Here is a 24,893-nt window from a genome sequence, read left to right as displayed (position 1 = left end):
TAAAGGACAATGAATGACTAAAAAAGATGGATCATACAATAGTTCACTTTCTTGTAACTTCTGTGGGAAATCTCAAAAAGAAGTTAAAAAGCTAATTGCAGGACCTGGTGTTTATATCTGTGATGAGTGTATTGAATTGTGTAATGAAATCATTTACGAAGATACGGTTAAGTCTGTTTCTAAAGCCGCTCTTGATAATGTTCCAAAGCCACACGAGATTAAGCTACACCTTGACCAATATGTAATTGGACAAGATCGTGCAAAAAAGATTATCTCTGTAGCCGTTCATAATCACTATAAGAGAATTGCTCACGGTGATACGAAAAGAAAAGACGACTCAGTAGAACTTGCAAAGTCGAATATTCTACTTGCTGGTCCAACTGGTTCTGGTAAAACTCTTATCGCTCAATCACTAGCAAAGTTTCTAAACGTACCATTTGCTATTGCTGATGCAACTTCACTTACTGAAGCTGGTTACGTAGGGGAAGACGTTGAGAATATTATTCTTAACCTTCTTCAAGCATGTGACTACGATGTAGAAAGAGCAGAGCGTGGAATTGTTTATATTGACGAAATCGATAAGATTGCACGTAAGTCTGAAAACCCATCAATCACTAGAGACGTATCTGGTGAAGGTGTTCAGCAAGCACTACTTAAGCTCGTTGAAGGGACTGTCGCATCTGTTCCACCTAAAGGTGGACGTAAGCACCCTCAACAAGAGTTCATCCAAGTTAACACGAAAAATATCCTTTTCGTTGTAGCTGGTGCATTCGTAGGTCTTGATAAGATTATTGAAAAACGTATGACGAAGAGACCAATGGGGCTTGTTGCAAAACAAACTGTTGAAGCCGAAGAATCAGTAATTCAAAAGCTTGGTGGTATTGAAGCAGAAGACTTAACAAAGTTTGGTCTTATTCCTGAATTCATTGGACGTCTTCCTGTAAACGCACTTCTTGAAGAGCTAGATGAAGAAGCACTTGTTTCAATTCTAACTGAACCAAAGAATGCGATTACTAAGCAATATCAAAAACTATTTGAATTTGATGGAATCGAACTAGAATTCGAAGAAGAAGCACTGAAAGCAATTGCTCAAACAGCTCTTACGAGAAAAACTGGTGCGCGTGGACTTCGTGCCATCATCGAGCAAACAATGCTTGAAGTAATGTATGATGTTCCAGCAAATGATAAGGCCAATAAAGTTGTGATTACTGCTGCATCTATTGCAGGTAAGGAATCACCACGCGTTGAAGAGGGTCCAAGAAAAGACACGAAATCAACTGCTAGCTCAACTTTAGAAGCTAAGAAAGATATCGAATCAGCTTAATAGTTAATTATTTAAAAATTAATAAATAAGTAAAGAGGGCCAGGCATTTTGTCTGGCCCTTGTTCGTTTAAGCGGTGTAGAAATTACACTAGTTTTCAAATGTCAGAATATTTTAGCTAACCGGTCTTCTCTTGTCGGATAACTTAAGTGGTTGTAAATATAGGCCTATGCACTGTGAATTTATTGAGGGGCATAAGATTCCGACCAAAAAAAGTTTCAAAATATTTATAGGTTCTTGATACAATTTATAAAAGGGTTAGAGATTAGACATGAAGTCTTCCAATCTTTCCTTTTCCCAGAATTTTTTTGACAAGTATTAATAGTGCAGGAGGTGCTATGTCAGACAAGAAGTCAACTGAGTCGAAGAGCCTACCGTTACTTCCACTAAGAGACATGATTATTTTTCCACACATGGTTGTTCCACTATTTGTAGGAAGAGAGAAGTCAATCAACGCCCTTGAGGAAGCATCAAAAAATGGTAACGAGCTTTTTCTAGTTACGCAAAAGGATGCTAGTATCCTAAACCCAGATCGTGAAGATGTTTATAACGTAGGAACTGTTGTAAATATCATTCAAATGCTTAGACTCCCAGATAATACTGTAAAGGTACTTATTGAAGGGAAGTACAGAGCAACAATCGAGGAATTTGAAGCAAGAACTGAAGGTTACTGGGCAGATGTAACTAAGTGTGTTCCAGCTGTTCCTGAACAAGTAAAAATTGAAGCAACAGTAAGATCAATCAAAAATGTATTTGAACAGTACGTGAAACTTAATAAGAGAATTCCACCAGAATTACTTATGAGCATTTCATCGATCACTGATCCATCAAGATTAGCTGATATTATCGTTGCACACCTTTCAATGAAGATTCCTGAAAAACAGGAAATTCTTGAAGCTGTAGATATTGAAGCACGTCTTCAACTTCTTCTTGAAAAAATGCAAGGAGAGATCGAGATCATTAACGTTGAGAGAAGAATCAGAACTCGCGTTAAGTCTCAAATGGAAAAGTCTCAGAAAGAGTACTACCTAAATGAGCAAATGAACGCTATTCAAAAAGAGCTTGGACAAAAAGATGAGAAATCTGAAGTTCAAGAAATGGAAGAGCGCCTAGCTAAGAAAGTAATGCCTGAAGAAGCTGTTACTAAGGTACAAAAAGAGATTAAGAAACTTAAGTCAATGTCTCCAATGTCAGCAGAATCTGCGGTTGTGAGAAACTATATTGACTGGATGCTTTCTCTACCATGGGGAGAGTATACAGAAGATAACAATGATGTAACTCATGCAAGAACTGTTCTTGATGATCATCACTTTGGAATGAAAGATGTTAAAGAAAGAATTCTTGAATATCTTGCGGTAAGAAGTCTTGTTGGTGCAGAAGGAAAGGGAACGATCCTTTGTTTAGCAGGTCCTCCAGGTGTTGGTAAGACATCAATTTGTCAGTCACTTGCAGAATCACTAGGTAGAAAGTTTGAAAGAGTTTCACTTGGTGGTGTAAGAGATGAATCTGAAATTCGCGGACACCGTCGTACTTACGTAGGTGCAATGCCAGGTAAAATCATCTCTGCACTTAAGAAAGCAGGAACATCAAATCCAGTTATTCTTTTAGATGAAATTGATAAAATGACATCTGATATGAGAGGGGATCCAGCAGCAGCAATGCTAGAAGTTCTAGATCCAGCTCAAAATAAAAACTTTGGTGATCACTATATTGAAGTTGAATACGATCTATCAAAAGTAATGTTTGTTATGACTGCAAATGATCTAGGACAAATCCCTGGGCCACTTAGAGATAGAATGGAGATCATTAACCTTGCAGGTTATACTCCAATTGAAAAAACTCAGATCGCTAAGAAGTACCTTGCACCACGTGCATGGAAAGATAACGGACTTAAAGATTACGAATACACAATTACTGATAACACAATCATGGAAGTTGTTCGTGGTTATACAAAAGAAGCTGGTGTACGTGGGCTTGAAAGACAGTTCAATACAATTGCTAGAAAGATTGCTACAGACGTTGTTACGAAAGATGTTGAGAAAGGTAAGAAGTTCTCAATCACTTCGAAACTAGTTCAAAAGTATCTAGGTCCAGTTAAATTTGATGATAATGTAATTGAAGAACAACCAGAAGTAGGTTTAGTAAATGGTCTAGCTTATACTTCAGTTGGTGGCTGTCTTCTACATATCGAAGTTATTGCAGTTCCTGGTAAAGGTGGTATCCAAATCACTGGTAAGCTAGGTGAGGTTATGACTGAATCAGCGAAGGCAGCAATGAGCTACGTTCGTTCAATTTCAGGTCGCTTAGGAATTGATTCTGAGTGGTTTGATAAGCATGATATCCATATTCATGCACCAGAAGGAGCAACACCTAAAGATGGTCCTTCTGCGGGGATTACAATGGTTACAGCGATTACTTCAGCAATCTCTGGAATTCCTGTAAGGCAAGATGTTGCAATGACAGGTGAGGTGACAATTAGAGGACGTGTTCTTCCAATTGGTGGCCTAAAAGAGAAGATGCTAGCTGCTAAGCAAGCAGGAGTAAAAACAGTTGTTATTCCTGAAAAGAATAAGAAAGACCTTCTTGAGATTCCACCGGAAATCAAGCAAGGACTATCAATTCACCCTGTTTCACATGTTGAGGATGTACTAAAGCTTGCTCTAAATCTATCTGAGCCAGAAAAGTTCATGCAGCATGTAGGGCTGAAGGTTATTGACTCTGGGAAAGGGATGGAAGTAGCTAACTAAGCTGCTTGCCTCCTATTAAAAAAATTAATACTTGTTAAATTTGGCCCTGCTTATGCGGGGCCTTTTTTATTTCAAGAAGTTATAGAAATAGCGAAATATCGCGTATAATAGGTGGAATAGGAGTTGATATGAATAAGAAGCTTTTAATTATTATTTCTCTAGTGACCACTAGTAATGCTTTTAGCTTACCTAAGAATTTCGGTTATCGTTCTAGGTTAAAAGCTTGCCTTGATAAGTCAGTGAACTCAGCCTGTACTTATCAAGTAAAAGAAAAATCTATAAGTGGAGAGTGCCAAGAGGCAAAAAAAGGCGATCGATTAATTTGTGTTAGCTTAGAAAAACTTAATAAATAAAAAACACCTCTTTTGAGGTGTTTTTTTATTCTCCAGATGCACCATAGTTAGGTAAAACTCGCGCTGATGGATACTGTTGTATCTATCTATTTTTATATTTCAATTAGTGCTAACTCTTTACGAAAATATTTGGAATGATATGTATAACTATATTCTCTTATAAAACTTTGTGAATTTATTAATCTCTTTTGTAGATAGGTACTTCTTTAATAATTTAGTTAGAAGCAATTTCTATAAAATTCTATGACATAAGTGGTGAGTTTTATTTAGTTTCTGATACAATAAATGTGGTTTTAAATAGTTAACACTTGATGAGATATTATGAATTTTATTATTTTGGAATCATTTTTTGATAAAAAACATGTTTACGATGAGAATATGTATATACTCGTTAATACTAAGTGGGACGATAACTTTGAGTTTCAAGTAGAGTATTCATTAAATATACAAAAAGCACATAGTAAAGAGACTAATTATATAGGAACACTTAAGCTTGGTGAGAAAGGCCAGACAAATAGAAATGTTAATATTGAAAAAAACATTGTTTTAAATCAGTTACCGGAGAACCTCTTTTCATTAGGGCAGTCTGAGGAATACTATAATAATTTGAAAAATGTATTAAGTCCGAGCGAAATCATTTCTTTTTTTAGAAATATGAATGATGTTGCATTTGATTTAAATATATTTGAAGAAGTTAAAAATGAGAATGTAACAAAAAAATCTCTGCTAAGGTATGTTTTTGAAAATACTGTAAAAGAGCAGTTTCATCGAATTGCAAATGGTGGAGATAAGTTTACAGGATATGAACTTTCATTTATGCCTAAAGGCTTCAATAAAGATATGAATATTTTAGAGTTTCACGTTGACCCTAACTCTAAGCTTAGTTCTAATATTCATGTATTAATAGGGAGAAATGGTGTAGGGAAATCATTTTTAATGAACTCAATGGTTTCAAATATTCTATATAATCTCACAGATAATGGACTATTTTTAAATGATGTTAACATCGCTTCATTGGTTGTTTCGTCGTTTAGTGCCTTCGATAAATATTACCCTGTTAGCCTCACGGCTCCTAGTGTGAATAATATAGCTTATAAGTATATTGGATTAAAAAAAGATTTCTTTAATCATACTAAAAATAAACTCGAGAAAGTAAATAAAGATACTGATGATTTAATCTCAGAGTTTGCGGATTTAGTATTTGAACTTATTAATGATAGTAAGAAAGAGCTTTGGATTGAATGTATTAAAAATCTTGAAACAGATCCAATATTCAAAAGTGTGAATATTGGAAGACTTGTTGATTTTAACGGAAGTAAAGAAGATTTCATTGTTGAAGCGAGTACCGCGTTCGATAGGTTAAGCTCGGGACATAAAATTATTATTTTAACAATTAGTTCACTTGTCGAGATGGTTAGTGAAAAGTCTCTCGTTATTTTAGATGAGCCAGAGGGACATCTCCATCCTCCATTGTTAGCTGCGTTTATGAGGACATTATCTAACCTATTAAAGAAGAAGAATGGCTTAGCAATTATCTCTACTCATTCACCTGTAGTTTTGCAAGAGGTTCCATCAAGCTGTGTTTGGCAAATTGAGAGAGAAGGGGGAAGTCAAGTATTTAAGCGATTGAATATTAAACCATTTGCAGAAAATGTAGGTATCCTTACTCGGGAGGTATTTGGACTAGAGGTTATTGAGTCAGGTTATCATAGTTTATTAAGAAAGCTATCTGAAGAAAATGATAATTATGAGTCTATTATGGATACCATAAATAATGATATTGGCGATGAAGGGAAAGGGATATTAATGTCTCTTTTAATTAACAAATGAAGTCTCTTTCTTTAATAAATATAAGTCATGAGTATAGTTTTAATACAAGTATAAATGAATCAGTAAAGTTCAAGTCAACATATGAACAATATACCCCGCATATAAACAATATAGAGAGAAAATATTTAGAATTAGGAAGAAGTAAAGAGTTATTTACTTATCAAAAAAACGTACTATTTGATAAGGATCTAATGAAAAAGTTATATAATGACCAGTTTGTCAAAAAAGAATTACCAAGAAGAAATTGCTATTTAATAATTTTGAATAGTGTAGTTGGTAAAACATGCCCAGTGTGTGGAATTTGTATCGTAAGTTCATTAGACCATTATTTACCTAAATCTCTTTTTCCTTGTCTTGCCGTATTACCTGCAAATCTGTATCCCTCTTGTTCATGGTGTAACTCTGAAAAGGATACATATGTTGCTGAAGCTAAGAACAAACAGCTGCTGCATCCATATTTTGATGAATCTTGTGAGTTGGAGTGGTTTCAAGCCTTATTATCTATTGACTCAGTTTTTTATTTCAAAATAAAAGTAAAGCCTCTAAATAATGAAGAACTCTTAAGTCGATTGGAGATGCAGCTTCAGGTGTACTCTCTCAATGAATTATACTCTATGAAATTAGTTCAAAAGTTTACTGATAGACTTAGTTATTTAAAAAGTATTTTTCTTTATTCAGGAACAAATACTCTAATTAAAGAATTGTTTAATAGTTATAATGACTCTATAAGTAAGAACTTAGGAATACTGGAAGTTGCTTTTTATAAAGCTCTTCTTTGTAACCCTAGTTTTTTATATGGTGATTATTTCTCAATTACCAGAATTTCCATAGTTAGGTAAAACTCGAGCTGATGGATCATCAACCTGGCAGTTCTCCCATTCCTTATTAGGCATCCAAAAGTCTGTAATAAGGCCGCAAAGCCCTGGAAAGTGCCCTTCAAAGAGGTCACGATACATAAGAGACTCTTTCGTAAATGGAGTTGCATACGGATATTTTTCACTCGCTTTTGATAGCTCTTCTTCACTATATTTTTCTTCAGCAAGCGCCTTAAGCCAATCAACCATATCGTGCCCAACAGCGTCTGAGAAGGCCGCTTTTTCACGCCATAGGATTTCATCAGGAAGATAACCACTATGATCAAAAGCTTTTCTAAGAAGGTATTTACCCTCTCCTGACCAGTTCATTTTAAGCTCAGGAGCGATTCCCATGACGTACTCGATAAAGGCCTTATCACTGAAAGGAACACGGGCCTCAAGTGAGTGAGAACTAATCGAGCGATCAGCTCTTAAAACATCGTAAATATATAATTCGTGAACTCGTTTTTGTGCTTCTTTTTGAAACTCTAATGGGCTTGGTGCAAAGTCAGTATACTTATAGCCAAAGAGCTCATCACTAACTTCTCCTGTTAGGACAACCTTAACATCAGTTTTCTCTTTGATGTATTTACAAACTAGAGACATTCCCATTGATGCTCTAATTGTCGTGATATCCCATGTTTCAAGTTTGTGAACAAGTTCTCCAAGATGCTCAAAGGCTTCTTCTTTTGTAAAGATGACTTCGTGGTGTTCACTGCCAAGGTAGTCTGCAACAATTCGTGCATACTTTAAATCAATTGGGTTTGTGTCAATTCCAACGGCAAATGTTTTAATAGGTCGATCACTAAGTTTGGCCGCAATGGCACATACTAGTGACGAATCAAGTCCGCCTGAAAGAAGGAAACCTACTGGTGCATCTGCATCAAGGCGTTTTTTTACTCCTTCAACTAAGTGATCATGAATACCTTGATACACAAGTTCTAAATCTTCTTTTGCACGAGACTTAATTTTTCGAACTTCAAAGTAGGGAGTAAATTCACCATCAGCATAGTAGTGTCCTGGAGGAAAAGGTTTAATATCCTTACATAGACCTTGTAGTGCTTTTACTTCACTAGCAAATGCTATCTTTCCATCTTCAAGGCCATATCCATAGAAGAGGGGACGGATACCAATTGGATCACGGCCAGCATAGAATTTACCATCTTGTTCAATTGCAAATGCAAACTCCCCATCAAGTGATGTGAGAAGCTTTTCAATGCCATACTCCTCAAATATTGGAATTATAACTTCGCAGTCTGAATCAGACTTAAAGTCATAGCGGTCAATATAGTCAGTTCTTAAAGTGCGGTGATTGTAGATTTCTCCATTACAAACAAGGTGTGTTTTAGATTTTGAGATAAAAGGTTGTGAGCCGGCTTCACTTAAGTCCATAATTGCTAGACGATGAAAGCCCATTGTTCCTTCTGTTAACTTGTGGATTGCTCTTTGATCTGGCCCTCGGTGAGAGATTAGATCAAATTTCTCTTCAAATTCTTTTTCTTCAACTTTTCCCGTAAATACACTAAATCCGCACATGAAAACCTCCATATTTTTAGTAATATTCGGCTTTTTTTAATAAATTCTCAATATTGAACATGTAAAACTATGAGTTATTTAATAAATACTATAAAATGGTGATAAATTGATAGTTTTAGAGGTGAGATATGGCCAATAATTATGAAATTGATAGTATTGATAAGAAGATAATCAAATTGATGGAAAAGGATGCCCGTATGCCATTTCTTGAAATGGCCAGGAAAATAGGGGTTTCCGGCGGTACAATTCATCAACGAGTTGAAAAACTAAGAGAGGCCGGTGTAATCGTCGGAAGTACAATTAAGGTCGATTATACAAAATTAGGACATAATGTAGTTGTTTTACTTGGCCTTCACCTAGTGAATGCACGTGATATTCACAAGGTTATTGAGAAGCTAGAGAAGATGGATGAAATCGTTGAAGCTTATTATACGACAGGGGATTATGCTCTAATTGTGAAGATCATCGTTAAGGATATAAATCATTTTCACGAGTTTCTTATCGGTAAGATTCAAATGATTAAAGAAATTCAATCAACAGAATCTTTCATTAGTTTAAAACAAGTGATTAACAAGAGCTTAAACGTTTAGTGACCTAAATAAGTCAATGTCTTCTTCAGGGCTATTCCGATTAAGAGAAGAGCAAAGAGCTTTTTTAGTATTGATTGGTTGGCAACACTTGATATTCTTGCTCCAAGCTTAGTAAAAAAGAAGCTTGCGATTGAGATCCCAAGGAAGGCCGGTAAGTAAACATAGCCAAGTGAGTATTGTGGAGTAGGTTTACTAAGACCGTTATAAATATAAAATGAAGTACTAAAAAGAGCGATCGGAACCCCAATTGAAGCCGAGATAGCAACTGCATTTTTCATTTGGTAGCCTCTCCAAGTTAGAAATGGAACACTTATCGTACCACCACCAATTCCAAGGATTGCTGATTTGAGACCAATAATAAAGCCAGTAAAGTTAAAAAGCATATTAGAAGTTTCTTTTGGCTCTTCCACTTTAGATTTATAAAAAATCATCTTTAATGAAACAAGATAAAGGTAGCAGATAAAGATGAGCTCAAGTGTTTGGGCCTCGACTATATTGACCAAATAAGCTCCAGTACTGATACCGACAACAATTGGTAAAATAAATCTCTTTGTTACATCAGTAAGTAGATTTCCCATATTATAGTGTCTAAGTGTTGAAGAGGCGGCAGTGATAACAATTGTCGCAAGCGATGTTCCTAGGGCCATATACATTCTAATATCTGGTGAGAAACCTTGTTTTTGAAATAAGAATAAGAGAGTAGGGACAATAACAACTCCTCCTCCGATACCAAAAAGGCCAGAAAGAGTTCCAACAAATGCACCAACAAGTAAGTATAGTAAGAAAATCATGCTATCAATATGCACTCATATATTGGGTAAGACAAGAAGTATACTTGTTCATTATTGTCAGAGATTGAGGAGAAATTATTGATTCTTCGAAACATATTTTTACTTAGGTCTGCGTCAACGCAAAAGTTGCCACATGCTTATTTTAAAGGCTTTTAATGAGAAAATAGAGGTTAGTGAGGACCTTATGAATCTATTTAAAAGTAAAACTAAAAATAACCAATCTCAAATAAACTCTATTGTTGATATTAAAACAACACAGGCCAATTTAGATATTCAAGTTAGTGAAGAGAAGAAGCTAATTGGAGAGTATGAAGAGATTAATAAATCTCTAAGAAAAGAAGTTGAATTACAAAAGATAAAGCTTCAAAAAACTGAAGTAGAGCTTAAGAGATTACAGAGTGCTTTAACTGATGAGCACGCTGATAAGGAAATCCTAGAAAAGAGAATTGTAAAAATTCAACAATTGAATGATAACCAGGAATCGAACTTAAAAGAACTAGTTGAAGAGAAACAACTCATTTTAAGTTCAATTGTTCAGTTGAAAAAGAAGATTACAAATCTTAATAAATCACATTCCTCAAACTTAGATGAACTTGGTCGCATTAGAGTAGAGTTAGGTAATTTAAGAGGTGAAGAGCTTGCACTAAAGAATAAGGCATCAGTTATTAACGGTGATAAAGCCTATCATCTAGATTCTCGTACTCACTTGAAGGTGGAGATTGAAGAAGCTAATAAGCGTATTTCAAAATTAAGACAGTCCATTGAAGAAGATAGTAACACAATTAAAAAATGTGATATGAATATTTCAGAATTAGAATCAGAAAGAATAAAACTAGATACTGAAATTAGTAAGCTTATTGAAAAAACTCAAGAGGTTGTCGAAAAGAAGCATAAGGAAACTCAAAGACTAGAAGAATTATCAGTTAAAGTTAAAGATGTTCGACAAGATAAGCAAAATTTAGAAAAGGATTTAGAATTACAGATTCTTGATCTTAAAATGATCTCTTCTAAGCAAGCAAAGATAAATCAAGATATTATTGCAGTTGAAACTAGTATTAAAAAGCTAGAAAGAGAATCTGAAACACTACGCACACAAGAGATGAGTGAGCTCGAGATAGTTGCTAGCCTCGAATCAGAAATAGCTTCTCGAGAAAAGAAGAAGCAAGAATTAATTCAGGATATTCAACTTCTTAAAATTGAATCACAAAACTTTAAAGATAAGATCGAAGAAAATACGACAAAGTCTGAGAAATTAGAAGCTCAGATAAATGAGCTTAGAGAAAAAGAAAGTATTTCATTAATTGAAATAGATCGTCTTGATAGAGAGTATAAAAAAACTAAGAAAGAACATGATGCTGTTCTTACTCAATCTCTTGCGCTTGAAAAAAGTGTTCAAAATTATCAGAGCGAAGTTGACCGCTTAGATGCGAGTGTTGAAGAACTTTTAACTAAAAAACAAAAAGCAATTCTTAATAATGAAAATCGTGAGATGAAAATTATCACGCTTCAAAAACAAATTGAAGAGGGGAGTTCTCAATTAAGTGAGATTCGTCTTGAGATTCAAGAATTAAATGGACGTGATGTTGAAGCAAGACAAACTTTAATTGATCTTGGTCTAGAGCAAAAAAATGTAGAGTACCAAAAGCAAGTACTTCAAGATCAGGCCGATAATTTAAGAAAAAGTATTGAACTTTTAAATGTGAAAATTGAAAAGTCTCAAGCAGCATATGAGTTATTAAACTCTGACTGTGAAGCCCAAAATAATCTTATTAAAGAACTTGCTGATGATGAGAATTCATTAAGTGATACTAATAATGAATTACTTTTAAAAATTGGAAGTCTTAAAGGGCGCATTCAAATTGGTGAGAATCGAATTGAAGCCAAGGGACTTGAAATTGAAGAACTCGCTAAAGAAAACCAACGCCTAAATAATATTTCAGAGAGTCTATGTGATAAATTGAATAAAACGGTAAGAATGATTGAGTCATTGGATTCGAAAATATCAACATTTGAAAGTCAGATTAAAGCGTTAGACTTTCAGATAAAAACTAATCAAACATCATACGACGATGCTCTATTGAAAATAAAAGAGATGGATGCCATAACTTTAGACCTTAAGGACAGTGTTATTCGTAAAACGGATAGACTTAAGGCCATCTCATCTTCACGAAAGAAATATGAGCGATTGGCCAATAAGAAAGTATCATTAGTAGAGAATATGAAAATTGAGTTGAGTGAACTTAATTCAGGTATCGAAACTGAAACGAATCTTTACAATAATGCCCTATCAAGAAAGAGAGAGCTTGATGATGAGCTATCTTCATTAAATTTGGAAGTATCTCAGAGACAAGAAAAATCTACTAAACTTCATGCTGAAATCTCTTCGATAGAAGCAATGATTGAAAGTGATGAAAAAACAATTAAGCAGTTAGAGAGTTCAATTGTTGACCAAGGCATAGTTTTAGATAGATTAGAAAAGTCTAGATTAAGTCTATTGGAACAACATAAAGACTTAAATAATCAGCAAATTGTAAGCAATGAGGAATTAACAAAAGTTGAAAATGATTGCTACTCTTTAAGAGTATCACTGTCTGATTTAGAAAAAGAAATTAATACAATTGAAGAGAATTTAGAATCAAATATCTTACGCAAAGTCCAGCTAAGTGAGGAAGCAAAGAAGCTTGAAAATGATACTCGAATTGCTAAAGCAGATATTGTAAAGCTTAACTCAGAAATCGAGCAAAGTGTTAATGAACTTAAGCTTGTTGAAGAAGAACATAAAGTAAAACAAGACATATTACAGAAAGAATTAGCTGAAAAAGAGCTTGTCACTAAAGAACACTCAACTCGTCAAAATAAGCTAAATGTAGCTAAAACACTTTTAGGTGAAGTTGAGAGTAAACTGAGTAGTGCTATATCTGAAAAAGAGATGCTTGAAGAGGGAATTGAGAACTCAACTAAGTTTAAAGGTGAACTGTTACTAAAGAAAGATCAATTGTCTGAGGAAATCTCTAAGATCCGAGATGCAAATAGAGAAAGTCGTAATACACTAACAGGTTTATCTCTAGAAATTTCAAGTCTTAAGAATGAGTGCAGCCAACTTGAGATCAGCTATAATGAAGAACTGGAGAAGTCTAAGTCGATTGTTAGTTCAATTGATATTCTTAGAAGTCAGGCGAGAGACTTAAAAACTAGACAATTAAATGAGCAACAACAGCTAGAGAATTTAAAAGAGAATATTAAGCCAGCTGTTGATGAATTGGCATATGTTGAAAGACAAGTTGAAGCAGGAAATCTTTTAAATAAATTAGAGATGGCCCTTACTCGTGTTGAATTTGATGCAAATCTATTTGCTGAAGATGATGCTTTGATTTTAATTCGTGATGAGAATATTCTTGTTAAAGTTGCTGCTTATATAGAATCACTACCATTTGTTTTCTCGAAAATTAATGAAGTTAAAATAAATGTAACTTCAGAAAATGCTATTGGAATTAGTACTCTTGGTGATCTTCGCTGTGATACGGAGCTAACAAAAGAATTGTTAAGAGATAATGTTAAAGGGAAGTTTAAGAAAGGACTTCGTTTTAAAATTTCTAATGGGCAAATAAAAGTAGAGATTCTTACTCAGGAAAAAAGCCTAGGCGCAAGGGCCTAGGCTTAACACACACTACTGACAATATGGGATGTCATATTTTTTTGTGAATATCTCTTTGTATTCTCTGTCACCGCGTCTTCCGTTGCGGCTAACTTCTTTTTTTAGAGCGATCTCTGGAGTAGGATTTTGCCTATGAACAGTCTTTACCATTCGACAGTTTCTATCCTTACGCCCGTAACAGATCTTCTCTTCTTTTTCGACTTCTAGAGGGTAAGTTAGAATTTCTTTTCCTACAACGATATCTTTGTAGCGATCAGACTCTTTACTTCCACCAAGCCAAACTCTTTTATAAACTGGATACTTTGAAATCGATTGAATTTGATCATTGTTAATACAAACATCGAATACAGAAATATTTCTTCCTACATAAGCAATATCTCCATATAACTCTAGATCGTAGTTTTTCTTAACGTACTTTCTAATCGTTTTCCAGTCGTATTGTTTTAAATCTTTTAAATCATCAACTCCGCCAACAATTCCACCTGTACCAGCATCAACGCCACCATTATTTCCAGTAAATGCGCTAATTCCGCCTGTTCCTGCGAATGCATTAATTGCAAGGGCCAGAAATAATATAGTCATTATTGATTTCATTATAAAACCTTATTCCTTTCTCATTGTGTCTGTGGCCATGAAAGTGAATGTTTTTATATCACCTAACATGCCTTCTTTTTTTGTTACTTCAATCTTCTTGTAAAAAGCTTCTTGATCGATTTTTAACCATGCACGATATCCTTCAGGACTTAGTCCTTCTGCATAGAATGCAATAAGGTTCTTTTCTGCAAGATCGACATCTTGAGTTTTTACATATTTTTCAACTAAATTAAGTCCAAGTCTTTTTACAAGTTTCGGAGAGAATTCAATTTGTTTGTCACCAGTAGTGAACATATTTGTCTTTGTAAGCTTGAGAACGCCAAGGTCTAACATACGATCTGCAGTTTCAGCTCCACTTAAGCCATAACGATATTGAATATATTCGCTAGTTATAGGAGACATCGAGGCCAGACAATAGATTTCAGCAAAAACTTTATCGTAAAGCATTTCCTTGTTAGCTTCTTCACTATATTCAAGTTTTCCTGCTGTTGAAGTAGGAGATTTCTTTTGAATTTCGTTAGCAACTTTTTCAGGAAGGTTCTTTAAGAGAAGGCCACCATTTGGACTATCAACTAAGCATGAATAAAGTCTTACAAGAGTTTGATAACCAGGTCTATTTTCTTGGGCCAAAAGACGCTTAAGTGTTCTTTGGTGAATACCAGATTTTTCAGAAAGTTTACGAAGACCAATAGATTCACTTCTAAATTGCTTTAGATGCGATTCTAAATCTAGAGCTACTTGCTCTTTGAGACCAAGTGTAGGGGATGCCTTCTTTGGTAACTCATTGATTATATTGGAGTTCTCTTCTCTCATTATGCCTCAGTATTTTTTGGCGAGTTTAGCACTATTCATAATTTTATGCAGTTAAGCAGTAAAAATTACAAAGGCCGAAGCAATGCCTCGGCCAATCGTTCTATAAAGTAAGCGTCCCTTAGGGAAAGACGCTTACCAAGTCCCTGGCTTATAATTAGTTACAAGCTGGGATTTCGAAAGTTTTTGAGAAAAGCTCAACTTTCTTGTCATCTCTGTCACGTCCCGCAACACGAGTGATTTTTGAAACAGTGATATCTCTAACAACTTGTTGAGTTTCAGTTGAAGTAACTGTTTTACAGTTTCTGTCTTCTTTACCACGACATACTTTTCTTGTTACTTCTCTTGAGATTGGGAATGATAGGTACTCGTAACCAACTACGATATCTTCGTATCTGTCACTTTCTTTGCTTCCACCGATCCACTTTCTTTCGTAGATTGGGTACTGGCTTAGTGTATTGAAGTTATCACCGTCAACACATACATCAAATGCTGTAACGATACGACCAACAAATACTGAGTATCCTGAAGAGATTTCTAGGCTTGGGTTAGCTTTTACTTCAGCTCTGATTGTATCCCATGAATCATTTGCAGATAGTGCAAAAGATGAAACGCTTAGTAGTGCAGCAGCAAGTGCGATAATTTTTTTCATAAATTCCTCCGTTTGTTTGTTATCAAAAAATTGATTTATCAATTTCAATACTTTTTTATGTTGTTTTGATGAAATGAAATTAATTTGATTGATATGAGGTGACAATTTTTTCTAATTCACATGAGAATTTTGTCCGACATTGTCCAAATTAGTGGCCTTTATCATGACAAATGGACAAATTTGTTGAGATTTAGCAATCTCTTATAAAACAAGAAAGGCCGCATTAGCGGCCCTCTTATTTATTTAATCTGAATTTTACTGGCAATATGGAATGATGTATTCCTTGTTAAAAGAGTCTTGCTCGACCTCTCTTGGTCGATCACTATTTGGTTTATAGACAACTACTTTCTTTACTTTAACGTTTTTGATTGTCTCAGTAGATACATCTTTCATTACTTCACGACAGCGCTTACCATGGTTATTACATACCTTTTCGCGTGTTTTGTAGTTAATTGGATATGTTAGGTACTTGCTTCCTACTAGTTCCGTTTTAAAGCCATCTTTATCGGCTCCCATCTGATTTTTACCAACGTATTTTGTCTTATAGATAGGAAATTTTCTAGTTGTTTGAATTTCGTCTCCATTAATACATGTCTCAAAAGCGCTAACTGGTCTTGATACAAAAACAGTTGTTCCTTCAAGCTTAACGTCATCATTTCTCTTTGTGACATCGATAATTTTTTGCCACGAAGTTTGTGGTCCAAGCTTTGAGAAGTCGTCTTTAGTTGGTTTAGGGCCACCTGAAACACCTCCAACTCCTGCGTAAATCGAAAGAGTCGAAACTATTACTATAAATTTCTTAATATTGTTCTTCATATTATTTTTCATTTTTCATTCAAAGTGTCCGTTACCATAAAGGTAAAGGCCCTCTTTGTTCCTTTTGATTTGTCTTCATTTGCAATTGCAACTTTTTCTTCGAATGCCTTTGCATCTACTTGTAGCCATCGATCATAAGCTTCTTCACTTAAGCCTTCTGCAAAGAATGCGATGATATTTTCACCATATGATTCTGCATTCTGTACCTTACTATATTTTTCTACTAGTGATAGACCCATACGCTTTAGGGTCTTAGCACTAAAATTAGCTTGGTTTTCCCCTAGACTATAGTGACCACTCTTTGTGACTCTAAGGGCCTTCATTTCAAGCATCTTTTCCACTGTTAACATGCCACTCATTCCGTAACGATATTGAATTAATTCGTTAGTTATAGGTGCACATGCCGCCAGTATATAAATCTCTGCAAAAGTACGATCGTAACTCATTTGAGTTTCGATATCTTGGTGATACTGTATTTTTTCTGAGACTTTATTCGGATTACACTTTTCAATTTCCTTTCGAATAACATCTGGAACAAGATTTAAGAGGAGAGACTCGTTACTTGTGTTGTGAATGACTCGATAGATTTTATAAAGTGTTTGATATGTAGGCTTATTCTCTTTGGCCAGGATTCGATAGAGTGTTCTTTCACTAACTCCTGTTTTTTCAGATAAAAGACGAACTCCAATTTTTACGCTCTTATACTCATCTAGCTTTTTAGCTAGGTCTAAGCTTACTTGCTCAATAGGCCCAAGAGGCGCTTGAGATAGTTGTGGAGTGTTCATTTTATCCATAGATGGCTTGAATAGCATGAGTAGATGCCGTTATCTACTCATACTATAAAAAGTATAGCTTAAGTACCTTAGGGAAATACTTAAGCTATTGAATTTATTAGTTACAAGCTGGGATTACATATTCTTTAGAGAATAGTGTTTTCTCGATCGTACGATCGTTTTTACCAACGTTTCTTCTAACAACTTCTTTTACAGATACGTTCTTAACAAGATCTTGGTTTACAGTATAAGCAACTCTTTTACAGTTTTTGTCATCATTTCTACAAACTTCTTTGTATGAAGTGTAAGTAGTTGGGAAAGAAAGGATTTCGTAACCAACGATTACAGATGCATATCCATCTTCATCAGCTTCTGGGTGACCTTTACCAACTTTTACGATTTCGTAAATTGGGAATTCTCTAGTAGTAACAAATTGGTCACCATCTAGACATACGTCAAATGCGCTAACTGGACGTCCAACGAATACAGCTGTTCCAGTGAATGAAAGATCCCAATCAGCAGATACTTCAGCTTTGATTGTATCCCATGAATCGTTTGCAGATAGTGCAAAAGATGAAACGCTTAGTAGTGCAGCAGCAAGTGCGATAATTTTTTTCATAAATTCCTCCGGTTTATTAGACATTCAGTTTTAGTTTGAAGCCTTTAATTAATTAAGTTGTTTTGATGTAGAGGTTATATTTTTGATGAAATAAGATGTCTAAAAAACACAAAGGATATTTATTTTTTTTGTGACAACGGCAGTAGAAGTAGGGTTTTTAACTGTCATCCAAGGAGGATGTCAGTAGAAAATAAAAAAGGCCGAGCATAAACTCGGCCTCAAACTTTATATATACTTGAAATTATAGACAAGCTGGGATTTCGAAAGTTTTTGAGAAAAGCTCAACTTTCTTGTCATCTCTGTCACGTCCCGCAACACGAGTGATTTTTGAAACAGTGATATCTCTAACAACTTGTTGAGTTTCAGTTGAAGTAACTGTTTTACAGTTTCTATCTTCTTTACCACGACATACTTTTCTTGTTACTTCTCTTGAGATTGGGAAAGTTAGTGTTTCGTAACCAACTACGATGTCTTTATATCTGTCACCTTCTTTACTTCCACCGATCCACTTTCTTTCGTAAATTGGGTATTGGCTTAGTGTAACAAAGTTGTCACCGTCAACACATACATCAAACGCAGTTACGATACGACCAACAAATACTGAGTATCCTGAAGAGATTTCTAGGCTTGGGTTAGCTTTTACCTCAGCTCTGATTGTATCCCATGAATCGTTTGCAGATAGTGCAAAAGATGAAACGCTTAGTAGTGCAGCAGCAAGTGCGATAATTTTTTTCATAAATTCCTCCGTTAGTTTGTTATCAAAAATTGATTTATCAATTTCTATATTTTTTAGTTGTTTTGATGAGGAAAAATTAAAATAGTTATTATTGGCCGTAAATTTTTTCTCTGTTTGAATGTTATTTCGTTCGACAATGTCCAATTGTGACAAATTCTTTATGACAAATTGGCTCGAAAGAAGACAAATGGATTGTATTGAGTTTGTTTTTGTAAAAATACTAAGTCGATAGTAATGAGGTTATCTATTTTTCGAGGCTGAATATTTAAGGAAGAAAAAAGGCAAAAAAAAAGAACTCTGTAGAGTTCCGATTTTTTTCTTTTGAATGTACCACAAAAAAAGTGGTGGGCGATGACAGGATCGAACTGCCGACATCTACCTTGTAAGGGTAGCGCTCTCCCAGCTGAGCTAATCGCCCTCCGATTTGAAGTGGAGTTAGAATAAGGATTTCACTCTAACTTGTCAATACTAAAATTTAAAAAGTTTTAAAAAAAATTAATTTTTTTTTGAAATATAAAGGCCTCTTATTTAGAGGCCTTTGTTTTTATGATTAAATTTTTGGATTTTCTTTTCTGATATAACCAACAGCATTGTGGCTGTGAAGACTTTCTAAGTGCTCAACCTTTGCTTGCCAGTCTAGAATCTCTTCTGCTGAGTTTAGAACTTCTGAGATACGTCTTGTTGAGTGCTCAACAAACATTGGATTATCGCCATTAAGAATAGCAAATGCTTGCTCATCAAGTCTCTTAACAAGAGACTGAGTTTCAGTTGGAAGAGCAATTCTCATTAGATCTACTAAATCTTCTAAGTGAAACTTTGACTCTGCCTTATAAGTTACAGTAATCGTCGCTACAGATCTTTGTGAGTGAGCAGAAGCAATACCACTTCCTTCAGTTGTCTCTCCATTTCTATACTGTTCTTCGTACTGCTTCGACATTGAAAGAGAACATGGACAAGTTGATGAGTATTCATATTCCATTGTTAGATTGATTAGAGGAATACCATCGCGTCCTTCAACACCTTCCATTGATACTTTATAGTATTGCCATCCCCAGTTTCCTGACTTTAGTGACTGTTGTTTAACAGGGTAGTTAAAGTCTAGAGTTAGGTGGGCCTGTGGAATTAGTGGTTCAGTATCGTAGTCGCGAAGATCTGTACGGTATCTTCTAAGTACTGTCGCAAAGAATTCATTGTTAACATTTTTCTCTAAGCCTTCCGCTTGAAGAATATTACAGAAGCGAGACATGTTTGCACCTGTCTTATGTGCTTCAAGAAATACGAACATCGACGCTTGTGCGTCAGTTGATCTAACGCTTCCATCTCTGTGCTCAAAATTTAGAGGGATGCGAAATCTTTCAATACCAACTTTTGGAATGGCGATATGAACTTCATTAGCTGTCTTTTGAAAGTCATTTAAACCTGTTTCATCTTTGATTTGGCAATTAAGGATATCTTCGCGGCTATTTCTAAGTGCTTCAATATTTTTCATGTGAGTCCTTTTGTTCCTTATACAGAGGTAGGTGTGGTCCAACCCTTGGTTTCATTAATAATAGCACGTTTTAACGTGTTCAAGCACTTTTGGCAAACGAACTCCGTAGTAATTATAAGGCTATACACTACTTGTATAGGTTCTTTATGAACGTAAGTTATTGATTTCTGGGAAATAACCTCATTTAATAAGCTTATTTTTTTTAAATAAGGTAAAATGGAATGTGACGAGGAGCTTGATATGAAGGAAAGATCCCTAAGAGTCGAAAATTTCATCAGATACTTTGGTGAGATTGAGGACGTCAAAAAACAGATTGAGTGTTGCCCTAAATGTGGGGCCAAGTTCACTGTTACTCATTTGGCCGATCACGACAACCTCTATATCCATGAAGAGGTGACTTGTGAAAACTGCACTTATGGAACTGAGGAAACACTCCACATACTGAACTAATTTAATTAAGGAAGATTAAGTGAAGTACACATTAATTATTGCTGTCATCGCCAGCCTTACGGTTGGTTTTTTTGTTGGAAAATCCCAAAGACAAAATCCTGAAATTCAAATCAAAGAAGTCGAAGTCATCAAAGAAAAGAAAGTTGAAGTCATTAAGGAAGTTCCTGTCATTGATAAGGCCGGGGATGAAGCCTTGGCACAGGCCTTTACTTTATTCTTAGCGGCCCTTGGTCTTGAAAAAATTAAGGTAGATAAAGATGAAGTAAATGAGATCATGAAAGATCCAACGGGCTTTATTGCTCGAAATTCAATAAAAGAAAAATTAGCACCTAATAAAAATAAGCCTGTGTTTGAGAATGAATCACGTTGGAGAAGAGAAAAAGAAAAAGTTGAGGTAAAACCAAAAGTCGCTGATTCAATATATAAGAATGTAAAATTCTCTCCGATCCCGGCCATTAAAGAGCCCCTTGTCTATTTAGCGCGAACTAAAGTCATTGAAGATGAAAAAAGATTCAAACGCATGAATGGTTCATATGCAGGAAATATTAAAATTTTAGAAGGCAAGTACAAAGGTCAAACCCACCGTATTGTCATCAATATTGAATATTTCAAAGATAGTGAAGGAAAGGGAACAGATGGCCAGTCAGAGATTCTTTTGTATGATGAAGATGGAAAGAATTACTCTCACTCTCGAGGTACCGGTGGCAATCGCAATATATTAGAAGGTAGCGATGGTTCATTTGTTATTCGTATCGTCGATAATACATTCCTTCACTTCATTAATGATCGTGGAATGAAGATGGCAAATTACTACGATGATGGAAAGCTCGTAGGAGTTGCCAAGCTTGTTGAGAATTAAAATGAATAGTCCTCTTCTCATTATCGTATCAGGCTTACCTGCAACAGGAAAGACGACGATTTCAAAAGAACTCGTAAAAGAGTTTTCATTACCATTGATCGGAAAAGATATAATCAAAGAAAGCCTATTTAATAGCTTGGGAGTGAAGGATAGGGCCTGGTCAAAAGAACTTGGAAAAGCAAGTTACCCAATTTTATATTCTTTTATTAAAGCACAGCTTAATGCCAATAAAAGCTTGTTGGTAGAAAGTAATTTTTCGAATCAATTCGATACACCAATTTTAAAAGACTTTATCTCAAAGTATGATGCAAGGGTGCTTGCGATTTATTGTGAGTGTGATGGCTCCGTCTTATTTGAACGTTTTAAGACTAGGGCCTTGTCTGGGAAAAGACATCCAGGGCATCAAGATCACTTAAACTTCGATGAATTCAAAGACTCACTTTCAAAAGGTAAGATTGAAAAGTTAGAATTAGATTGTAAAAGCCTCACTGTTAATACGACTAATATTGATGATCTTGACTTAACTGAAGTGAAAGTAGAAATAAAATCTCTACTTTCTTAAATTAATAGCGCCATTTATTTGCAATCTTAACAAGACTAAGCATGACTGGAACTTCAATAAGAACACCCACAACTGTTGTTAGGGCCGCTCCTGAATTAAGGCCAAAAAGGGCGATGGCAACGGCCACAGCAAGTTCAAAAAAGTTACTGGCACCAATCATAGAGCCTGGTGATAAAATATTATGTGGTAAGCACATCTTGCGGCCAATTCCCCAGCTTACAAAGAAGATAAAGTAAGTCTGTATTGTAAGAGGAATTGCTATCAGGACAATGTGAAGTGGATTAGCTAAAATCTTCTCGCCTTGAAAAGCAAAGAGTAGAACAAGAGTTGTAAGAAGGGCCACAATTGAAATTGGCTTAAGTCTGGCCATGAAAACTTCACTAAACCATTTCATACCAAATTTTTTGATTAAGACTTTATTTGCGATATAACCTGCAAGTAGAGGAATCACGACAAAGATCACGACTGAACTTAGGAGTGTATCGTATGGAATTGAAATACTTGTGACACCTAGTAAGAATTGAACGATAGGGATGAAGGCCACTAAAAGAATTAAGTCATTAATGGCCACTTGAACAAGTGTGTACTCCGGATCACCTTTTGTTAAGTAAGACCAAACAAAGACCATGGCCGTACAAGGAGCAGCACCTAAGAGAATTGCTCCTGCAATATATTCTTGTGCAAGCTCTGGACTTAAGTAAGCAGCATAAATTTTTGAGAAGAATAACCATGCAAAGAAGGCCATAGTAAAAGGCTTAATTAGCCAGTTGATGACAACTGTTAAGCTTAAGCCTTTGGGATTCTTTCCAACGTCAGCAATGGAATTGAAATCAATTTGTACCATCATTGGAAAGATCATCAGCCACACAAGAATTGCAACAGGGATATTTACCGTTGCAATATTCATTTCACTTAAAATTGAAATTGATGGGCCAAGGACCTTTCCTAGAATAATACCTGCGACGATACAGATAGTTACCCAAATACTTAAGTAGCGCTCAAAAAATCCCATCTTATATTCTCTCTTCTAAATTAATTACCATTGTCTTTATTTCATCTCTCACGCGGCGATAAACCTGAAGTATTTCCTCTTCGTCACTAAAGTCTTTAGTGAGGCGAGGAGGATCATCAAAGCCGATGTGTATAATCTTGCCACCAGGGAAATAGGGACAGTTCTCATTGGCGTCACTACAAACTGTGATGACAATATCCATCTTTGCTTCAATTTCGTCCGTTGTATTTGATTCGTGATTTGAGATATCGACACCAACTTCTTTCATAACGGCCACGGCATAAGGATTAAGTCCATGCTTCTTTGTGCCAGCAGAGTAGAAGTTATACTCTTCGCCTTTTAGGGCCTTGCCCCAGCCTTCGGCCATTTGCGAGCGACATGAATTTCCTGTGCATAGAAAGAGGATATTCTTCTTCATTACATTCCTATATTTTAAATAATATCCTATTATGACAAACTTCGTAATGAATCGAGTAGTTCTTAATTGTTAAGATTTGGTTATCGCTTACTTTGTCCTTACAATCGGCTGGGCCTGAACTTTAATGGCCTTTCCATGCTCCATAGCAACTTGTCCGCTAACGATTGTATAAGTAGGGCATCCTTTTACTTCCATTCCATCAAAAGGAGTCCAACCGACTTTAGATGCCTGGTCTTCGTTTCTGATAGTAAAGCGCTTGTTCATATCAAGGATTGTCAGATCACCATCCATTCCTTCTTGAATAAAGCCTTTGTTAAGCTTGAAAAGTTTGGCCGGATTCTCTGCTAAATACTTAACAATATCTTCTAGAGTTAGTCGTCCAGCTTCAACGTGAGTAAGCATTACTGGAAGCATTGTTTGCACACCAGGCATTCCCGAAGGAGAAGCTGGGTAGGGTTGAGCTTTTTCTTCTAGAGTGTGAGGAGCGTGATCACTTCCAAAAACATCAATCACACCACTTTTAAGTCCTTCCCAAAGTCCATCTGTGTGATCCTTTGTGCGAATTGGTGGATTCATCTGCGCAAGAGTTCCGATCTTGTCATAGATATCTGGAGCAAAGAGAGTTAAGTGTTGAGGAGTGACCTCAATTGTACAATGCTCTTTTTGATCCTTTAAAAATTCAATTTCATCTTTTGTTGTTAAGTGAAGGATGTGAACTTTGCGTCCCGCTTTCTTTGCAACTTCAATAATCATCTTAGTTGACTCGAGGGCCGTCTGAGCATCACGCCACTTATAATGAGCGTGAACGTCTCCATTGGCATTATCACGAATGGCAACATTGGCATGAAGTCTTTCCTCACTCTCGCTATGAACTGAAATATGGCAGTCTAAAGTCTTGAAGATTTCAACTAGTTTGTCAGTATCATAAAGGAGAAGGTCACCTGTTGAGCTACCTAGAAAGATTTTTACTCCCGAGCATCCAACCATATCCTGTGACTTTACAAGCTCGTCGAGATTCTTTCCACTTGCTCCAATGAAGAAGCCAAAATTTGCATATGAAGTTTCTTTTGCAATATCAACTTTAACTTGGGTTGCCTCAACAGTTGTTGTTGCAGGTTTTGTATTTGGCATTTCAAAGAAAGTACAAATTCCGCCAAGAACGGCGGCCTTTGAGCCATGAGCGATATCTTCTTTATGTGTTAGACCTGGCTCGCGGAAGTGGACTTGTGTATCGATAAGTCCTGGAAGAATATCGAGTCCCTGTGCGTCAATAACTTCGGCAGCGCTTTTTAGATCAGAATCATTAAATTTAGCTAATTTTACTATCTTACCGTCCTTTATTCCGATATCTTCTTGCCAGCTTTTTTGTGAAGAGTGTAGAGTGCCGTTTTTGATGATTAGGTCGAATTCACGGATATTCATGAC

23 protein-coding genes and 1 tRNA gene are annotated in these 24,893 nt (G+C 35.7%); 9 read left to right on the top strand and 15 right to left on the bottom strand.

Annotation, left to right across the window (positions count from 1 at the left end):
- The first annotated feature begins 13 nt into the window (after positions 1-13).
- The 5 genes from clpX (at position 14) to ABMA70_RS05700 (ending at position 7,091) form a co-directional block, all read left to right on the top strand.
- Entirely contained in the window at positions 14-1,324 is a 1,311-nt protein-coding gene (gene clpX / locus ABMA70_RS05720) for an ATP-dependent Clp protease ATP-binding subunit ClpX (protein WP_103216489.1), read from the top strand.
- 336 nt (positions 1,325-1,660) lie between these two features.
- Positions 1,661-4,069: an endopeptidase La gene (gene lon / locus ABMA70_RS05715; RefSeq protein WP_103216490.1), complete on the top strand. Its 2,409-nt coding sequence runs from the start codon at positions 1,661-1,663 to the stop codon at positions 4,067-4,069.
- 128 nt (positions 4,070-4,197) lie between these two features.
- Complete coding sequence (locus ABMA70_RS05710; RefSeq protein WP_392991034.1) at positions 4,198-4,422, top strand: hypothetical protein; 225 nt, start codon at positions 4,198-4,200, stop codon at positions 4,420-4,422.
- Between the two features lie 321 nt (positions 4,423-4,743).
- Entirely contained in the window at positions 4,744-6,252 is a 1,509-nt protein-coding gene (locus ABMA70_RS05705) for an ATP-dependent endonuclease (RefSeq protein WP_392991036.1), read from the top strand.
- Positions 6,249-7,091 carry a hypothetical protein gene (locus ABMA70_RS05700; protein WP_392991038.1) on the top strand — a complete coding sequence of 281 codons (843 nt, stop codon included), beginning with the start codon at positions 6,249-6,251 and terminating at the stop codon, positions 7,089-7,091. The genes ABMA70_RS05705 and ABMA70_RS05700 overlap by 4 nt, the downstream gene beginning before the upstream one ends.
- On the opposite strand, the gene asnB is transcribed toward ABMA70_RS05700, so the two are convergent.
- The gene (gene asnB / locus ABMA70_RS05695; protein WP_392991040.1) at positions 7,062-8,642 is read right to left on the bottom strand and encodes an asparagine synthase B; all 1,581 of its coding nucleotides are present in this window, start codon (positions 8,640-8,642) and stop codon (positions 7,062-7,064) included. The genes ABMA70_RS05700 and asnB overlap by 30 nt on opposite strands.
- A 128-nt stretch (positions 8,643-8,770) precedes the next feature.
- Here asnB and ABMA70_RS05690 point away from each other — a divergent pair, with 128 nt between their 5' ends.
- Positions 8,771-9,232, top strand: coding sequence for an Lrp/AsnC ligand binding domain-containing protein (locus tag ABMA70_RS05690; RefSeq protein WP_103216493.1), 462 nt, complete (start codon positions 8,771-8,773; stop codon positions 9,230-9,232).
- Here the strand turns inward: ABMA70_RS05690 and ABMA70_RS05685 are convergent.
- From ABMA70_RS05685 to folE2, 11 genes are all read right to left on the bottom strand, one after another.
- Complete coding sequence (locus tag ABMA70_RS05685; RefSeq protein WP_392991042.1) at positions 9,229-10,023, bottom strand: sulfite exporter TauE/SafE family protein; 795 nt, start codon at positions 10,021-10,023, stop codon at positions 9,229-9,231. The genes ABMA70_RS05690 and ABMA70_RS05685 overlap by 4 nt on opposite strands.
- An 854-nt stretch (positions 10,024-10,877) precedes the next feature.
- Positions 10,878-10,940 (bottom strand): CRISPR-associated protein Cas5, encoded by a 63-nt coding sequence (gene cas5 / locus ABMA70_RS05680; protein ID WP_393022204.1) that lies wholly within the window; start codon positions 10,938-10,940, stop codon positions 10,878-10,880.
- A gap of 2,750 nt (positions 10,941-13,690) precedes the next feature.
- Positions 13,691-14,260: a hypothetical protein gene (locus tag ABMA70_RS05675; RefSeq protein WP_103216496.1), complete on the bottom strand. Its 570-nt coding sequence runs from the start codon at positions 14,258-14,260 to the stop codon at positions 13,691-13,693.
- Positions 14,261-14,281: 21 nt separating this feature from the next.
- Positions 14,282-15,085, bottom strand: a complete 804-nt coding sequence (locus ABMA70_RS05670; RefSeq protein ID WP_103216497.1) for a hypothetical protein — start codon at positions 15,083-15,085, stop codon at positions 14,282-14,284.
- A 154-nt stretch (positions 15,086-15,239) separates the two neighbouring features.
- Positions 15,240-15,734: a hypothetical protein gene (locus ABMA70_RS05665; protein ID WP_103216498.1), complete on the bottom strand. Its 495-nt coding sequence runs from the start codon at positions 15,732-15,734 to the stop codon at positions 15,240-15,242.
- A 255-nt stretch (positions 15,735-15,989) separates the two neighbouring features.
- The gene (locus ABMA70_RS05660; RefSeq protein ID WP_392991044.1) at positions 15,990-16,550 is read right to left on the bottom strand and encodes a hypothetical protein; all 561 of its coding nucleotides are present in this window, start codon (positions 16,548-16,550) and stop codon (positions 15,990-15,992) included.
- An 8-nt stretch (positions 16,551-16,558) separates the two neighbouring features.
- The gene (locus ABMA70_RS05655; protein WP_146037746.1) at positions 16,559-17,344 is read right to left on the bottom strand and encodes a hypothetical protein; all 786 of its coding nucleotides are present in this window, start codon (positions 17,342-17,344) and stop codon (positions 16,559-16,561) included.
- A gap of 97 nt (positions 17,345-17,441) precedes the next feature.
- Positions 17,442-17,942: a hypothetical protein gene (locus ABMA70_RS05650; RefSeq protein ID WP_103216501.1), complete on the bottom strand. Its 501-nt coding sequence runs from the start codon at positions 17,940-17,942 to the stop codon at positions 17,442-17,444.
- A 241-nt stretch (positions 17,943-18,183) separates the two neighbouring features.
- On the bottom strand, positions 18,184-18,678 hold the full coding sequence (locus ABMA70_RS05645; protein ID WP_146037747.1) for a hypothetical protein: 495 nt from the start codon (positions 18,676-18,678) through the stop codon (positions 18,184-18,186).
- 342 nt (positions 18,679-19,020) lie between these two features.
- Positions 19,021-19,096: transfer RNA gene (locus ABMA70_RS05640), tRNA-Val, on the bottom strand.
- Positions 19,097-19,228: 132 nt separating this feature from the next.
- The gene (gene folE2 / locus ABMA70_RS05635; protein ID WP_392991047.1) at positions 19,229-20,167 is read right to left on the bottom strand and encodes a GTP cyclohydrolase FolE2; all 939 of its coding nucleotides are present in this window, start codon (positions 20,165-20,167) and stop codon (positions 19,229-19,231) included.
- 240 nt (positions 20,168-20,407) lie between these two features.
- On the opposite strand from folE2, the gene ABMA70_RS05630 reads away from it, so the two are divergent.
- Genes ABMA70_RS05630 through ABMA70_RS05620 form a run of 3 tightly spaced genes read left to right on the top strand, consistent with a single transcriptional unit; the run spans position 20,408 to position 22,038 of the window.
- Positions 20,408-20,617 (top strand): hypothetical protein, encoded by a 210-nt coding sequence (locus ABMA70_RS05630; RefSeq protein WP_021266029.1) that lies wholly within the window; start codon positions 20,408-20,410, stop codon positions 20,615-20,617.
- A 19-nt stretch (positions 20,618-20,636) separates the two neighbouring features.
- Positions 20,637-21,476 (top strand): hypothetical protein, encoded by an 840-nt coding sequence (locus ABMA70_RS05625; RefSeq protein WP_392991050.1) that lies wholly within the window; start codon positions 20,637-20,639, stop codon positions 21,474-21,476.
- Positions 21,463-22,038 carry an AAA family ATPase gene (locus tag ABMA70_RS05620; protein ID WP_393022134.1) on the top strand — a complete coding sequence of 192 codons (576 nt, stop codon included), beginning with the start codon at positions 21,463-21,465 and terminating at the stop codon, positions 22,036-22,038. Before ABMA70_RS05625 ends, ABMA70_RS05620 begins: the two co-directional genes overlap by 14 nt.
- Before the next feature lies 1 nt (position 22,039).
- On the opposite strand, the gene arsB is transcribed toward ABMA70_RS05620, so the two are convergent.
- From arsB to ABMA70_RS05605, 3 genes are all read right to left on the bottom strand, one after another.
- Complete coding sequence (gene arsB, locus ABMA70_RS05615) at positions 22,040-23,050, bottom strand: ACR3 family arsenite efflux transporter (RefSeq protein WP_392991054.1); 1,011 nt, start codon at positions 23,048-23,050, stop codon at positions 22,040-22,042.
- A 1-nt stretch (position 23,051) separates the two neighbouring features.
- The gene (locus ABMA70_RS05610; RefSeq protein ID WP_392991056.1) at positions 23,052-23,468 is read right to left on the bottom strand and encodes an arsenate reductase ArsC; all 417 of its coding nucleotides are present in this window, start codon (positions 23,466-23,468) and stop codon (positions 23,052-23,054) included.
- An 87-nt stretch (positions 23,469-23,555) separates the two neighbouring features.
- Positions 23,556-24,890: a dihydroorotase gene (locus ABMA70_RS05605; protein WP_392991058.1), complete on the bottom strand. Its 1,335-nt coding sequence runs from the start codon at positions 24,888-24,890 to the stop codon at positions 23,556-23,558.
- Positions 24,891-24,893 lie beyond the last annotated feature (3 nt).

This window comes from Halobacteriovorax sp. XZX-3, assembly GCF_043196495.1.
Classification (GTDB): Bacteria; Bdellovibrionota; Bacteriovoracia; order Bacteriovoracales; family Bacteriovoracaceae; genus Halobacteriovorax_A.
This window is presented reverse-complemented; position numbering and strand designations above follow the sequence as displayed.

Bases quoted from the DNA above. Each gene is read 5' to 3' on its own strand.
- clpX (WP_103216489.1), top strand. From the start codon at position 14: ATGACTAAAAAAGATGGATCATACAATAGTTCACTTTCTTGTAACTTC.
- lon (WP_103216490.1), top strand. From the start codon at position 1,661: ATGTCAGACAAGAAGTCAACTGAGTCGAAGAGCCTACCGTTACTTCCA.
- ABMA70_RS05710 (WP_392991034.1), top strand. From the start codon at position 4,198: ATGAATAAGAAGCTTTTAATTATTATTTCTCTAGTGACCACTAGTAAT.
- ABMA70_RS05705 (WP_392991036.1), top strand. From the start codon at position 4,744: ATGAATTTTATTATTTTGGAATCATTTTTTGATAAAAAACATGTTTAC.
- ABMA70_RS05700 (WP_392991038.1), top strand. From the start codon at position 6,249: ATGAAGTCTCTTTCTTTAATAAATATAAGTCATGAGTATAGTTTTAAT.
- asnB (WP_392991040.1), bottom strand. From the start codon at position 8,642: ATGTGCGGATTTAGTGTATTTACGGGAAAAGTTGAAGAAAAAGAATTT.
- ABMA70_RS05690 (WP_103216493.1), top strand. From the start codon at position 8,771: ATGGCCAATAATTATGAAATTGATAGTATTGATAAGAAGATAATCAAA.
- ABMA70_RS05685 (WP_392991042.1), bottom strand. From the start codon at position 10,023: ATGATTTTCTTACTATACTTACTTGTTGGTGCATTTGTTGGAACTCTT.
- ABMA70_RS05675 (WP_103216496.1), bottom strand. From the start codon at position 14,260: ATGACTATATTATTTCTGGCCCTTGCAATTAATGCATTCGCAGGAACA.
- ABMA70_RS05670 (WP_103216497.1), bottom strand. From the start codon at position 15,085: ATGAGAGAAGAGAACTCCAATATAATCAATGAGTTACCAAAGAAGGCA.
- ABMA70_RS05665 (WP_103216498.1), bottom strand. From the start codon at position 15,734: ATGAAAAAAATTATCGCACTTGCTGCTGCACTACTAAGCGTTTCATCT.
- ABMA70_RS05660 (WP_392991044.1), bottom strand. From the start codon at position 16,550: ATGAAGAACAATATTAAGAAATTTATAGTAATAGTTTCGACTCTTTCG.
- ABMA70_RS05655 (WP_146037746.1), bottom strand. From the start codon at position 17,344: ATGGATAAAATGAACACTCCACAACTATCTCAAGCGCCTCTTGGGCCT.
- ABMA70_RS05650 (WP_103216501.1), bottom strand. From the start codon at position 17,942: ATGAAAAAAATTATCGCACTTGCTGCTGCACTACTAAGCGTTTCATCT.
- ABMA70_RS05645 (WP_146037747.1), bottom strand. From the start codon at position 18,678: ATGAAAAAAATTATCGCACTTGCTGCTGCACTACTAAGCGTTTCATCT.
- folE2 (WP_392991047.1), bottom strand. From the start codon at position 20,167: ATGAAAAATATTGAAGCACTTAGAAATAGCCGCGAAGATATCCTTAAT.
- ABMA70_RS05630 (WP_021266029.1), top strand. From the start codon at position 20,408: ATGAAGGAAAGATCCCTAAGAGTCGAAAATTTCATCAGATACTTTGGT.
- arsB (WP_392991054.1), bottom strand. From the start codon at position 23,050: ATGGGATTTTTTGAGCGCTACTTAAGTATTTGGGTAACTATCTGTATC.
- ABMA70_RS05610 (WP_392991056.1), bottom strand. From the start codon at position 23,468: ATGAAGAAGAATATCCTCTTTCTATGCACAGGAAATTCATGTCGCTCG.
- ABMA70_RS05605 (WP_392991058.1), bottom strand. From the start codon at position 24,890: ATGAATATCCGTGAATTCGACCTAATCATCAAAAACGGCACTCTACAC.